18 protein-coding genes are annotated in these 12,092 nt (G+C 38.6%); all 18 read right to left on the minus strand.

Annotated elements, in window-relative coordinates; all coding sequences use genetic code 11:
- Positions 1-5: 5 nt before the first annotated feature.
- On the minus strand, positions 6-881 hold the full coding sequence (gene terS / locus NKR21_RS15930; protein ID WP_144456296.1) for a phage terminase small subunit: 876 nt from the start codon (positions 879-881) through the stop codon (positions 6-8).
- A 258-nt stretch (positions 882-1,139) separates the two neighbouring features.
- Complete coding sequence (gene hag / locus NKR21_RS15935) at positions 1,140-2,090, minus strand: flagellin Hag (RefSeq protein ID WP_144456298.1); 951 nt, start codon at positions 2,088-2,090, stop codon at positions 1,140-1,142.
- A gap of 383 nt (positions 2,091-2,473) precedes the next feature.
- The gene (locus NKR21_RS15940) at positions 2,474-2,920 is read right to left on the minus strand and encodes a ParB N-terminal domain-containing protein (RefSeq protein WP_144456299.1); all 447 of its coding nucleotides are present in this window, start codon (positions 2,918-2,920) and stop codon (positions 2,474-2,476) included.
- Positions 2,921-2,975: 55 nt separating this feature from the next.
- On the minus strand, positions 2,976-3,320 hold the full coding sequence (locus NKR21_RS15945; RefSeq protein ID WP_144456300.1) for a structural protein: 345 nt from the start codon (positions 3,318-3,320) through the stop codon (positions 2,976-2,978).
- A gap of 136 nt (positions 3,321-3,456) precedes the next feature.
- Positions 3,457-3,747 carry a spore coat protein gene (locus tag NKR21_RS15950; protein WP_144456301.1) on the minus strand — a complete coding sequence of 97 codons (291 nt, stop codon included), beginning with the start codon at positions 3,745-3,747 and terminating at the stop codon, positions 3,457-3,459.
- 108 nt (positions 3,748-3,855) lie between these two features.
- The gene (locus NKR21_RS15955; RefSeq protein WP_186299637.1) at positions 3,856-4,032 is read right to left on the minus strand and encodes a hypothetical protein; all 177 of its coding nucleotides are present in this window, start codon (positions 4,030-4,032) and stop codon (positions 3,856-3,858) included.
- 478 nt (positions 4,033-4,510) lie between these two features.
- Positions 4,511-4,915 (minus strand): hypothetical protein, encoded by a 405-nt coding sequence (locus tag NKR21_RS15960; RefSeq protein ID WP_144456302.1) that lies wholly within the window; start codon positions 4,913-4,915, stop codon positions 4,511-4,513.
- 12 nt (positions 4,916-4,927) lie between these two features.
- The gene (locus NKR21_RS15965; RefSeq protein ID WP_260851765.1) at positions 4,928-6,634 is read right to left on the minus strand and encodes a ribonuclease YeeF family protein; all 1,707 of its coding nucleotides are present in this window, start codon (positions 6,632-6,634) and stop codon (positions 4,928-4,930) included.
- A 91-nt stretch (positions 6,635-6,725) separates the two neighbouring features.
- Positions 6,726-7,109: an ArpU family phage packaging/lysis transcriptional regulator gene (locus NKR21_RS15970; protein ID WP_144456304.1), complete on the minus strand. Its 384-nt coding sequence runs from the start codon at positions 7,107-7,109 to the stop codon at positions 6,726-6,728.
- A gap of 133 nt (positions 7,110-7,242) precedes the next feature.
- The gene (locus NKR21_RS15975; protein WP_144456305.1) at positions 7,243-8,328 is read right to left on the minus strand and encodes a GerAB/ArcD/ProY family transporter; all 1,086 of its coding nucleotides are present in this window, start codon (positions 8,326-8,328) and stop codon (positions 7,243-7,245) included.
- Between the two features lie 310 nt (positions 8,329-8,638).
- Positions 8,639-8,863 (minus strand): hypothetical protein, encoded by a 225-nt coding sequence (locus tag NKR21_RS15980; protein WP_144456306.1) that lies wholly within the window; start codon positions 8,861-8,863, stop codon positions 8,639-8,641.
- A 32-nt stretch (positions 8,864-8,895) separates the two neighbouring features.
- Positions 8,896-9,099: an XtrA/YqaO family protein gene (locus tag NKR21_RS15985; RefSeq protein WP_144456308.1), complete on the minus strand. Its 204-nt coding sequence runs from the start codon at positions 9,097-9,099 to the stop codon at positions 8,896-8,898.
- 82 nt (positions 9,100-9,181) lie between these two features.
- On the minus strand, positions 9,182-9,463 hold the full coding sequence (locus NKR21_RS15990) for a hypothetical protein (RefSeq protein WP_144456310.1): 282 nt from the start codon (positions 9,461-9,463) through the stop codon (positions 9,182-9,184).
- A 285-nt stretch (positions 9,464-9,748) separates the two neighbouring features.
- A complete protein-coding gene (locus NKR21_RS15995; RefSeq protein ID WP_144456312.1) occupies positions 9,749-10,456 on the minus strand; it encodes a hypothetical protein in 708 nt (235 codons plus the stop codon).
- 31 nt (positions 10,457-10,487) lie between these two features.
- Positions 10,488-10,868: a replication terminator protein gene (locus NKR21_RS16000; RefSeq protein WP_144456314.1), complete on the minus strand. Its 381-nt coding sequence runs from the start codon at positions 10,866-10,868 to the stop codon at positions 10,488-10,490.
- Positions 10,847-11,305, minus strand: a complete 459-nt coding sequence (locus tag NKR21_RS16005; protein ID WP_144456316.1) for a RusA family crossover junction endodeoxyribonuclease — start codon at positions 11,303-11,305, stop codon at positions 10,847-10,849. The genes NKR21_RS16000 and NKR21_RS16005 overlap by 22 nt, the downstream gene beginning before the upstream one ends.
- The gene (locus tag NKR21_RS16010) at positions 11,302-11,895 is read right to left on the minus strand and encodes a hypothetical protein (protein WP_144456318.1); all 594 of its coding nucleotides are present in this window, start codon (positions 11,893-11,895) and stop codon (positions 11,302-11,304) included. Before NKR21_RS16010 ends, NKR21_RS16005 begins: the two co-directional genes overlap by 4 nt.
- A complete protein-coding gene (locus tag NKR21_RS16015; protein WP_144456321.1) occupies positions 11,892-12,092 on the minus strand; it encodes a hypothetical protein in 201 nt (66 codons plus the stop codon). Before NKR21_RS16015 ends, NKR21_RS16010 begins: the two co-directional genes overlap by 4 nt.

Below are 12,092 nucleotides of genomic sequence, written 5' to 3' on the forward strand. Positions count from 1 at the left end.
ATGCATCAGCCATCACCTTTTTTCTTTGCTCTCTTAATTGTAATCTGTACAGAGTCATCAACAGGTCGAGCGGTGATCCGCTCAAGCTCTGCTTCTCTCGTTCGGTTTGCAAGATCAAGGCCACGTAGCCTCAATTCATATTCAGACATAGTTTTCATTATGTCGACTTTCTGCCTAATGGCTTTATCACGTTGTGCGGTCACACGTGTCAGAGCATCTTCTATGCTCAATATCTTCTCCAGCAGCGGTGAGTCTGTCTCCTCAATCTGGACCACTGCTAGACGTTCATTAGTTATCGGAACAGCTTTAATCAGACCATTTTTATCTGGAGCCTGTACAACGTCTTTCATCTTCCGCATTTGCTGCAAGACTGTCCGCTGCTTATCAGTCAATCCATTCTCATATTTAGTAATTAAGCGCATCATTCTTGTTTCACGCACGCTCAATAATCGTATTGATAGATCAATTTGGTACAGAGGATCAGTATCAACTTCAGTAAAAAGCTTCTGCTCCTTTTCATCCATATACTCAAACATGATCGTTTCATATTCACCGGTCTTGAATGAATTCTTGTTGCCTTTTGGAGCTGCGCCACCCCTATTGCCTTTAGCATTTTGATTACCAGGTGGCGCTTTCCCCCCTTTATTACCTCTGGCGTTTTTACTCCCTTTCGGAGCGCCAGTACGTTTAGGAGCGCTCCCTTTCGATTTAGGAGCGCTCCCTTTGAAATTATCATCCCATTTATCGTTCGCTTTCCATTTACGGACGGTGCTACTTGTCACACCCAACTCATCTGCAATGTCTTTGAGTAAGCGGGCTCCACCACTCTCTTTCCAAAGACGGAAAGCTTCATCTCTTCTCGGATCACGCGGTCTACCCATTACATATCACCCACCTCCGAACTGCTGAATTAAGTTTGAGTTTGTTTTCAAATTTCATCATTTTTCAGCAGGTACATTTCTAATTCAATGAGCTTCTTCAAGTCTTCCACAGTAGTCAATTTGATGCTTTCTGCTTTGACCATCAAGAGATGCTAGATCGAGCAATTTTCCTCACAAGATAATTTTTTTATATAAAAAAGCTTGTAGACTTTGTCTACAAGCTGAGAACCCTTAAATAGGGGTGTTTGAGATAAGTTATTAACGTAACAATTGAAGCACGTTTTGTGGTTGTTGGTTCGCTTGTGCAAGCATCGCTTGAGACGCTTGAGAAAGAATGTTGTTCTTCGTGAACTCACTCATTTCTTTTGCCATGTCAACGTCACGAATACGAGATTCAGCAGCCGTTAAGTTTTCAGAAGAAGCACCAAGGTTGTTGATTGTGTGCTCTAGACGGTTTTGGACTGCACCAAGTTTAGCACGTTGTGCAGAAACTTGTTTAATAGCTCCATCAACGATTGCTAATTGATCATCAAATCCACCATCTTCTTCAGATGCAATTGTTTCAAATTTAGATACATCGATGTCTTTAACAGACTTACCTGTCTCAACTGCACCATTGTTGTCTGTAACGCCTAAAGCAGCAGCGCTCATATCTTGAATGTTTACCTTAATTTGTTGTGTAGCATTTGCACCAATTTGGAATACTAAAGCATCGCCATCAGTTGCTGGAATTTCTGGTGTTCCAGCAACTGGATCTGCAGGTGTGCCAGGTGTACCTACTCCATTAAACGTACCATTTAATAATTTTTTTCCGTTAAACTCTGTACGATTAGAAATACCATCGACCTCTTCAACAAGCGCTGTGATCTCATCTTTAATTGCAGCTAAGTCTTCTCCTTGTTGTGTGCCAGTATTTCCAGCTTGTACGACTAGTTCACGTACACGTTGAAGGATTGAGTGAGTTTCAGTCAATGCACCCTCAGCTGTTTGGATAAGAGAGATGCCGTCTTGTGCGTTTTTAGAAGCCATTTCTAATCCGCGGATTTGTCCACGCATTTTTTCAGAGATCGCTAGACCTGCTGCGTCATCTCCTGCACGGTTGATTTTAAGACCAGAAGAAAGTTTCTCCATGTTCTTTTGGCTCGCACCGTTGTTTGCAGACAAACGGTTCAATGTGTTAAGTGCTGCGATATTGTGGTTAATTCTCATTTCCTATTACCTCCATGTAATTTTTTTGAGCTAATCTGTCCAAATCCATTTGAACAGTTCTCCCCTAAGAATTTTTCAATTCATAAGAATATATAGTAACGCAGAAGGTCTTTCGACTCTCTAACTTTACTACCTTTCATCACAGTTCAGTTTATGACCATAAAACCTTATATTTCAATATAAAAGAAATAAACTTGCCATTTACTAGACTTAATTCTTACCGTGACAATGAATATATCGGCCCAATTGGGATATTTTTAACATTCAAGTTGAATTTTTTTATAAATAATTCTTTCCTTCCGTTCTAATCATTATCTACAGCTTGTTTCGTTCAAAAGGTTTGAAGGCAGTTACTGAACTAGAGACAACCGCCTATTACGCTCTCATCCACTATCTTCCTCAACAATCACGATTTCATTTTCAATAGAAACACTGTCTAATAGATCTTCATATTCTTCTTCAGTAAATCCAATAGTTTCTAGATCAAGATTGTTATCCTTTAGCTCTGTTAGAAGTTTTTCAAGTTTGTTTTCATCCCAATGTCCACTGATTTTGTTTAATGCTACGTTTAGGGCCTTTTCATCCTGGTCATTTAAAGAAACCACTGATACCAGAATTTCACTTGGATTGTCCTCCATCAATACTTTGAAACGTTGATGACCTCCTACAAGGTGACCTGTTCGCTCATTCCACACTAAGGGATCAATGTATCCAAATTTTTTAATTGAGTTTTTCAGAGAATCGTATTCAGGATCTCCTGGTTGCAGATCGATGCGGGGGTTATATGGTGATGGGTTAATTTTATGTACGGGGATTGTTTTGATATTCATCGCTGTTTCCTCCTATAAAAACAAATGATGCCGCCCAGGAGGCGGCATCAGCTGCTTACTTGATGTAAAATTCGTTTGTGTAGAATGTACCGACAGTTGCAACATGATTGCCCTTTTTGTCGTAACGTTCCACATCAACTTTAAAGCGATAAGTGCCTTTTTTGTTACCTAGTGATTCCTTGATGTCGAATTCATCGTACTGTTTCTCTGCTGGGTTCAGCGGGTTAGGTGAATTCGTTTTGATCGTAACCCATTTCCCCGCAACTTTTCGTTGAGGAATAAGGTTTGGCCCACAAAGGTAATCATTGTGATTCTGAACCGCAACAACTACAACCTTGTCCTTTCCTAAAATGTGATTCGCTTTTTTTGGATTAGCAGATACACCAAATTTTGATGCCATGCTCATCATCTCCCTTTTTATATTTTTGCGCTCCTATCCCTCACCAAAGCACCTGCAGCCATACACCCAAAAAGATGACTATTCCCATAACAAAAACGCCCCAGAGGGACGCTCAATATAAAAGTAAGATTCGATTTTATCTATTCACACGACGACAACAAGGATTTTTCAAGTCACATCCACAATCGTACTCTTCAACACAGCACTCATTCTCATACGATTCTGTCACTGGATAAAAATTCTCAATTTTTTTGATGTGTTTATTCACATTTGTAATATGAGTTGGATGAATTCGTCTGATTGTATTCTCACTAGTTGTTTTTTTGACGATATGACGTGTTGGTGAAACAATTGTTTCGTCCTTACAATTACAATGCTTTCTCCTACGTGAACAAAAGAAAAAATCGTCCATTCTGTTGCGGCTCATATCAACACCCTTTCAACAGTTTTGACTTTCATCACAGCATATGAAAAAATAGTCAGATTGTCCTCCACAAGTATCATTAAAAATGGAAAAATCCACTTATTAACCATGTTATTTTCTCCGGATACGGCCGCCTTGTCGTTGGTACGTTTCGCGTCTCGTGCCCATTATTTCTTCCCAATCGCGCGTCGTTATCGGATCAGCACCTCTCTTCTTACTATTAGAACCAGGAGCAATGCTTTTAAATTGCTTTAATGTCTCTTTAGAAACAGAATCCCTGATCTTCATGCTCATACTCTCCTTGCCGAATAAGCACCACCTTACGCTATTCGCTTAATTAGATTTTGCAATGATGACTACACTCCGAGAGGATGCCAAGTACAGTCAATCATCAAATAAAATGAAAAACTGTCCTCGATACGGCTGCCGCAGACCAGCTGCTATCCAGGCTCAGAATGTCCCTCTCGTATGGCCACATTCCTCAACACCTTTGTTCCGTATCCAGATACGCCATTGATAAGGGAAAGGCGTGTCTCCCAATAAAAAAAGCGGACACCAATCAAGGCACTTAAAGTGCTCAATGATCAGCGTCCGCAGGTTCTTCCTTCTGGACAAAATATTCACGTTCGTTTTGCTTGTCTCTATCATACGATGATCCACTTAGGAAAAAAGGTCCCCTTTTTATCCCCCTTTTTGTCGGTTTTTTATCGGCTTTTTCTCGGCAATGCAAATAAAAAAAGTGCCCATAAACATGGACACTCTATTTTTAAAAATCATGTTCAAAATCGATGTCATATAAATCAACCCAATCAACAAAATCAGGCATAGTTTTTGTACTTAAAAAGTGTTGAACAATTCTATATGCTTCTTCTCGACTTAAATAACTGCATGATGGTACTTTCATTGGTTCTCCACCAACCAAATGCTCTATTGTTTCTATTTCAACATCCTTTTTCAAAGGAACTAAATAATCTGGATGTCTCATGATAAAGAATCCATATGGCTCATCATAAAAGAAAATAAGCCATTCATCTTCTCCCTCTATCTCAAAACAAGAATCTCCACTTCCTTGTTTCCAATAATCCGCTTCTTTTTCAAAGAAAATATTTTTAATAAATTCTTCTCCTGGGTTTTCAACTGGTTCTTCAACTGGTCCATTATATACAATCACGAAATTTCCTCCTTATTTAGTTGCTTTGATAACTAAAGGCTTTTCTAATCCACCACTATAAACTTCTAATTCATCAACCCCCAACCTTTTTAGCAAGGCTGGCATTTCCCCTCTACAAATATTGCAAGTCTTCCTATCTACAAACATAGTTACTTTTTGCGGTAATTGACCTTCCTTTTCAAAAGCTCTAATTAATGAATGAGATTCCGCATGTGTCAATGACTGAGCATGGCCTAAATGTTTAGGGGAACTCTTTTTAGGTGGAACCCATTGTACTTCTTTTAACCACTTTTGTCTTAGCTCTCTTGTTGCTTGTTGTGACTCCTTAGTGATAGTAGAATTCACTCCAAAAAATGTCCTGTCGTTAACTTTTACTGCCGCTACCGTATCACCAGAATCAATAGCATAAGGTTTTAATCCCGCTTTTTCCCTGAATCTCTTTATTTCATCATAGCTTTCACTAATTTGTTTATTTAACTTTTGTATAACTCCTGGAGTTTTCTTTATAGGTCCTTTCATACCAAACGGTAAAAACATTGCAAGCGCCGCATTCATACTTGCTTCCTGCTGTTCTTTCGAGATCTTATTCCCAAACATATCTCGACCTGTAATCGCTTCGCTGAAGCCGTTAGTCGCGGTGAGGCCATATAATCCTTTTTGTGATGTTTTCAGGGCGTCAAAGGATTTTTGTGACGTCTTGTAAATGTCCACTGCCCTGACTGCGGCTGACGTGGCTTGAGTCGTTTTATAGACGGCTTTTCCGCCTTTGAAAATACGTCCTGCCCAGCCGACAATCGGGATGTAGCCGGCTGCTGCCATGCCACCTGCAGCGACTCGTTGACCTGCCGTGAGTTCCTCGCCTGTGATTGGATCAATGCCTGTTGCGGCTCTTTTTGCATCATTCACACCGGTTAGCTCATTGACAATGTTTCCCCCATAATCAAGGGCTTTTTCATACCAAGGACGGTTGGCGAGCGCTTCTTGTTCCTTTGCGATCTCGCGGGCTTCTTCTTGTTCTTTTTTGATTTTAAGATATTCAGCAGTTTGCTTCTCAATATCGCTTTTTGCCTTGTAAATTTCACTATCTTGAAATGCTTTTTTATCAAAATTAATAGGTGAAATGGATTTCCCGTCATTCGTGGCATTCATCATTTCTGCGTACAATGCCATTGTAGCTTGCTGCTCGGTCTCTGACAAAGCATATTCATCTTTTAAATTTTGATCAAGCTCGCTTAGATCTTTGACCGTCTTTTTTCGTTCATCTTCCGCATCTTCTATTTTTTCATCAAAGGTTTGGCTATCAAATACCTCTAGAGAAATAAGGTCATCAATATCTTCAAAAATGGTTTTGAGCGCATTTTTTTGATCCTTCACAATACTTTTGGCATTTTTGGTACCCATATGTACTGCATTGTCTAAAAAGTGTTCTTCTACAAAGGTGTCACCGCCAAAGCTCGTATCATCAAGCGTACCGGACACACCCTCATGAAAGGCTATTTGCTTATCAATGAAACTGATAAACATGTCCACATTTCCGGCGAGCTCTTTGTAGAAACTTTTAATGTTATCGGCACCTTTCCCAGTGAAGTCATCACCGAGGTTGGCAACACCTTGTAATGCTTTTTTCAAATCAACCATTTGTTCGCGGAGTTCCCGATAGTGTTTTGTCCTTGCGTCCATTGCACTTGTAAGTGCTTTTGCATCAAGTATCTTCCCCAGAAGAATTCACTCCCTCCTATTCATTGACAAGGTCAATTTTACCAACACGAAACTTGCCATTAAATAGGAATAAAGATACAAAAAACAGCACTCATATGATTCCGAGTGCTGTTGAAAGATTAAACGTCGCTTGCTTCTTCAATTTGTAATACCGGTCTTTCTTCAGACCCAGTTCTTCACACACCTCCAAATCCTTCACCACACGTGATGTCAGGTATTTCATACGGATGATGTCTTGCTCAATTTCATCCAGGCTGTTTTCTAGCGCTCTTTCTATTTGCCGGACCTTCAGTTCATTTAAAACTTCCTGGTTCCTGAGAGAAGGAAAAAGCCCTGTTGCACCGTTTGCCTCCTGTTCCTTTCTGTTTTCTTCAAGAACCTTCAGTGCCCTATAGACCTTCAGCTCCTTGATCAGAGCATTCCGGACGTGTTTCTCATCGATCTCTGGCAGTAAGGATAATTGTTCAGCTCCCATTTCCTCAACCTCCTATAAACAATGAAAGACATATAACAGGTCAATTCGAGGCATTCTTTATTATTTGAACTGTTCTATTTACCAATGAAATTTTAATTAATTCTTTTTCAATCAGATCGAAAAGTGTTTACTCCTATTTCATTTTTCTTTTTATTTTTAACAATAAAACAGATATAAAAGGTATACCTAATGACACAAACATTGCATATCCAAGTATAGTTGAAAAATATATTACTTCATCAATATCTTTTGGGAATAGAGATAGCGCAAATGTAGTCAAAAAAAGGATCCACAATAATTTTTTTAATTCAGGAGACTTAAATAAATTATTACATCCCCTAATAGCAAATTGGAAAAATCCAAGCATGCAAATAAATTGCTGACAAGTCCATAATACTAATAAGAAAATATCAAGCCTTTCAATGAATACGCCTTCAATCTCTAAAGTTTGTATAAGCGAAACTGTAGGCCATGCAAGAGATTTTGTTTCACCTACTGTCATAGAACCCATAACCACAAAAAGTGTAAGTGAATATATTAAAGTGGTAATACAAACTCCTATAGCGGCAGCCCATTTTGCTCCAGAAAGCTTTTCTTTATAAACCAAAGGTAGTATAAATAAAACCACCTCGAAACCTGTGAATTGAATATTTGTGTGAGTAAAAAGCTTAAAATCAGTAAGACCACCTTCCATAATCGGTTGTAAGTTCTGGAAGTCAAAAATACTGAAACTAAAAATCATCAAACCAATATAAATACATATTGTCAAAGGATAAATATACATGATTAATTTAATAACAGGCATTATTCCACTTTTAAGATGATAAATTGCAACTAATAAAAAAATAATGATGATTATAAACATCGGAGTATCTTGTAACAGGAAAAACTGTACGACTTCACCTAGAATCCTCACTTCAAAGCCTACAATGGCAAGTAAGTAGGCGATAAAATAACAATTAAATGTAGTTCCTAATATCTTCCCTGCACCTTTGATATTTAATTCATAAACTGTATGGGGTACTTGCATCTCAGAAATCCATCCAAATAAGAAAGCGATAAAAGCAAAAAAGACTCCCTGTATTAATATTGTAATCCAGCCATCAGGGTAACCTGAACTAGCTGAACTATGGGGAATAATTAAGATTCCTGAACCTATCATCGTAGAACTGCATAATACAGTGACTTGCACTAAGGATAATTTATTAGTTCTATACATTTAAAACCTCACTTGTTTATTATTACTACTATACTTACCATATAAATTCAATTCATTCCCAACAGAAGTATTTTTAGTGAATTCAAAATGATTATGACTAAATGTTTAGACTCCATCAGAACAGTGTCAGCTGTCCCTGATGTTGTTCTTTTTGCTTTATTAAAAAATGCCTGGCTTCAAATGCTCCATAGTGTGAGCCAGGACGATTAAACTTTGATACATAATAATGAGCGGCACCTAGAGGAAAGAGAAACTATTCTACTCCCTTTTCTAGCGGTGTAAACTCATCAGTGAGACATATTCTTCAAGCTCATGCCACGCTTTCCCATGGCAGCCGCTTGACCTTTTTCATACTTCCGGCGCAACCGACTCGACCGATATTACGGCGTGCTGCTTGATAGGTAGGATACGTGTCATACTCTCTCCATTTCCCGTTTGCTAATAGAGTAGAACGCCAATAGGCAACGTATCCGCTCGCTGTATTGACGATACAAAATTCAGCATCTGGAGATTTTGAATACCAGATTTCTTTCATTTTGACTGCCTCCCTGCAGGAGGAATCTCCTGCTATTTTATTTTGTGTGAACTCGAGTAATTTAAATTTGTGAATTGGCCGTCACGGGTAGTGATTTCCGTTTTACCGTAAATAGGTGCTTCCACCAAGAACACTTCATCGGAATGGCCATCTAGGATAATGACTCTCACTTCTCCTTTTTCAAAAAGCTGATCAATTGAGATGTTAGAGTCTATATGTTTGTAAGGATTATTCATGCGCACAAGGCCTCCCATGTTATAATGAATTGTCGGGTTTTATTAGAGCTGGGGCCTTGTGCTTCGGTTCTTTTTTTATTTTTTATTTGCCCTGTATAGCTTTCAAATCGCGCACAAACATTTTAAACAGGTGTTTATCCTTTAAATCTAAGGACAAGTCAATCAGAACCTTTAAATCTCCTTCAGTGAGCTTTACATCCAATTTTTGAACCCAAGACTTTGGAACAACCAAGGAATTACCACTAAGGAATCGTAATAAAATTTCATCTTCAGAAACTACCAAAACATAACCGGATATATGAAATATTCTGCGGTTATCCTCTACCAAAGCTTCCACCCAATCGCCTTTGACGATCTTACTCATTTCCTGAAGCTCCTTCCGCATTTAGTGCAAATTGGACCGTTGAAAACCCGTGTGCAAAATTCCAACTCATAGCCTCGCTCGACTGAAACTATATTTCTACATTTGAAACAAAAGAAGTGTTTATGTTTAAAGAAGAATTTGATTTTATTAATCATCTGACAATCCTCCATCCTTTCCTGATCCGACTGAGCAGTTCATATTGTTTAAGTGGTTCATAGAGGTGGACGCGCTGTCCATCCTCTTTGCGATAAAGCAAGAACCACCGTTTTGAGCGTTTGCGTGCCATTACGCAATTACTTTGATTTTCTTCTTATTAATCTCTTCTTGCAGCGTTTGTACTAAGTATTTTCTAATAGATTCCATAGCTTTTAGTTTCCACGCACCACCATCTGCTTCAAAAAGGGCGCAAGCAGGACCGCTCTGCATACGAAAAACAAAATTTGATTCTGGCTGTTTCACTTCAACAAATGTTCTAAATGGAGCCAAAACTACTGGGTTAGGTACTTGTACATTTGCTACTGAAGCGGGACCAGCTTTTGCGACAACTTGTTGAGATACACCGTCATCACCTATTGTTTGCACCGCTTCCTCTTTGATATTTCCAACAACTTTCAGCATGATGTCCCTGTCCTCATTCTGTACAAAAACTGATTGAAGTTTGATGTTAAATGTTTCAGGATCATAGAAACTATCAAACCTGAATGAAGGTATCATCGCTTCAGCTTTAATAAAAATCTTTCTTTCTGCATCTCGGTTTAATTGAGAATACACAGTTATTGATGTTGGAGATTCAACATGTACCATTAGCTGCCCTGGCGCATCAAAATTAGACTGTAGATATTCCACTAAACCAGACAAAGAATGTACATGAATTGTATTTGGTATAGGTTCCTTAATTCTTGATAATGTTTCAGTTGAATAAACTACATCCTCAACTTTCCAAATCTTTGTATTAGCCAATCCTGTAATATATTGCAGTGCTTCTTTAATCATTTTTCATTCCTCCAATTCTTATTTTTAATAATTAATTTGATTTCTTTTGTTGGTAATTGATGATTTTTTGACCATCATGTTCTGCTATATCACCCGAATCATCAATGTATGTTTGTCCTAGAATCCCAGATTTGAGTTCAGCTCCCGATACATTACCCTGCAAGTCGGTGTCCATGAATAATTTCGCTTCTACTTCTCTTCCTGGAGCAAGTTGAGATTTTGCTACTACGTTTGTAAAGACAACATCTCGGCTTTCGTCTCCATAAAGTGCTACTTGGATAGTAAGCTTTCTTTTTGCTTTTGGATCTGTATTTGGATCAGCAATGTTTTCTAAAATACGTTGGAGTTCAATGTTGAATTGTTCTTTCAATGCACCTTCTGCAAAAGAATTTAGATTAATGTTTGTTGACATAACTTTTCCTCCTCGTGGGTTGGTGTAAGAGTAGATACTTCGACTTCAATTCTTGGTGTGCTGCTGTAAAACTTGCTTACATGCAGATCAACAATTTGACTATCATCCTGCCAAATGACTTTATTTAATCCGTCTTTTATTCCTTTGATGTAATTATCTACATCAGGCTTTTTGGCTGGTCTCAGCTCGCCTCTTTCAGCTTCTGCGGCCTTTTTCTTGCTGAAGCTTTTCAATAATGATTTATAGACTTTCACCTTCAATTCAAGAGGACCCGTCAGGAGTTGATCAGGTCGGTGATCGCTCGCAGCCAGCTTCACATAAGACTTAAAGTCTCTTGATTTTTTCGGATCATACAGCCTTGTCATGCCATTTACACTCGTAGCCCGCGGTCTTCCCTGTGCAACCGGCTCTGCGTAAATGGTGAATGTTATTTTCATAGTTTTTCATCTCCTTGAACATAACGACTTTTCGCATGGTACAAGTAGCCTTCTTCATCTTCATGATCCCAACCATTTTTCATATCAGCAGGCATAATTTTCACCTTCGTTTCGCAGCTGTCACATGCGGTAAATCTAAAGCCCTTAAAAACCTGTTTATCCTGTTTCAATCCACACTCAGGACATTGAAATTTAGTCTTACATTTCACGCGATCTCCAATGCTCGCACTTAAAGTTCGTTCATTATTCAAAAGAGCAGTTGATCTTGGTCTCGTTCGCTTTAGTTCTGTTGATTTTGAGGGATCAGGAGTATCTTTCTTCTCATCTTTTGACTTAGACATAGATTGATCTTGATGAAATGGCTTGCTGTGATTGATCGCTTTGTCAGTATGAGTTGGTTCTATCGCTCTGTTAACTGATGATGGGGCAACTGCTGAAGCCCTTTGTCTTTCGTTTGGATTAAAAGAACCTCTATGCATGTACATGTCTAGTTTAGTGATCAACTGACCGAATTCTAAAGCGGTGTAATTATCTGCTTCAAAATTCACTTCTTTACCCGTAGTGCTGTCTTTGATTTGTAATTTAATCACTCTGCTTCCTCCTCAATCTTCATTCTGGCGTTGAAAGTCTCAATATCTTTTCCTTGCTCAAATTTGGCTGTAATGACTAGCATTTCGAGGTCATAGAGAGATTTATCAGCGAGACTTTTAATTTCATTCGGTTTATATCCAATGCGCTTCAGTTCATTGAGAAGGAACTGTTTACGCTGATTGCTATCGATTGACAT

It is taken from the genome of Bacillus sp. 1735sda2 (genome assembly GCF_024159245.1).
GTDB classification, from domain to species: domain Bacteria; phylum Bacillota; class Bacilli; order Bacillales; family Bacillaceae; genus Bacillus; species Bacillus pumilus_O.

What these genes read in the sequence shown, in the direction of transcription:
- terS (WP_144456296.1), bottom strand. Translation starts at nt 881, where the DNA reads ATGGGTAGACCGCGTGATCCGAGAAGAGATGAAGCTTTCCGTCTTTGG.
- hag (WP_144456298.1), bottom strand. Translation starts at nt 2,090, where the DNA reads ATGAGAATTAACCACAATATCGCAGCACTTAACACATTGAACCGTTTG.
- NKR21_RS15940 (WP_144456299.1), bottom strand. Translation starts at nt 2,920, where the DNA reads ATGAATATCAAAACAATCCCCGTACATAAAATTAACCCATCACCATAT.
- NKR21_RS15945 (WP_144456300.1), bottom strand. Translation starts at nt 3,320, where the DNA reads ATGGCATCAAAATTTGGTGTATCTGCTAATCCAAAAAAAGCGAATCAC.
- NKR21_RS15950 (WP_144456301.1), bottom strand. Translation starts at nt 3,747, where the DNA reads ATGAGCCGCAACAGAATGGACGATTTTTTCTTTTGTTCACGTAGGAGA.
- NKR21_RS15955 (WP_186299637.1), bottom strand. Translation starts at nt 4,032, where the DNA reads ATGAAGATCAGGGATTCTGTTTCTAAAGAGACATTAAAGCAATTTAAA.
- NKR21_RS15970 (WP_144456304.1), bottom strand. Translation starts at nt 7,109, where the DNA reads ATGGGAGCTGAACAATTATCCTTACTGCCAGAGATCGATGAGAAACAC.
- NKR21_RS15975 (WP_144456305.1), bottom strand. Translation starts at nt 8,328, where the DNA reads ATGTATAGAACTAATAAATTATCCTTAGTGCAAGTCACTGTATTATGC.
- NKR21_RS15980 (WP_144456306.1), bottom strand. Translation starts at nt 8,863, where the DNA reads ATGAAAGAAATCTGGTATTCAAAATCTCCAGATGCTGAATTTTGTATC.
- NKR21_RS15985 (WP_144456308.1), bottom strand. Translation starts at nt 9,099, where the DNA reads ATGAATAATCCTTACAAACATATAGACTCTAACATCTCAATTGATCAG.
- NKR21_RS15990 (WP_144456310.1), bottom strand. Translation starts at nt 9,463, where the DNA reads ATGAGTAAGATCGTCAAAGGCGATTGGGTGGAAGCTTTGGTAGAGGAT.
- NKR21_RS15995 (WP_144456312.1), bottom strand. Translation starts at nt 10,456, where the DNA reads ATGATTAAAGAAGCACTGCAATATATTACAGGATTGGCTAATACAAAG.
- NKR21_RS16000 (WP_144456314.1), bottom strand. Translation starts at nt 10,868, where the DNA reads ATGTCAACAAACATTAATCTAAATTCTTTTGCAGAAGGTGCATTGAAA.
- NKR21_RS16005 (WP_144456316.1), bottom strand. Translation starts at nt 11,305, where the DNA reads ATGAAAATAACATTCACCATTTACGCAGAGCCGGTTGCACAGGGAAGA.
- NKR21_RS16015 (WP_144456321.1), bottom strand. Translation starts at nt 12,092, where the DNA reads ATGTCAATCGATAGCAATCAGCGTAAACAGTTCCTTCTCAATGAACTG.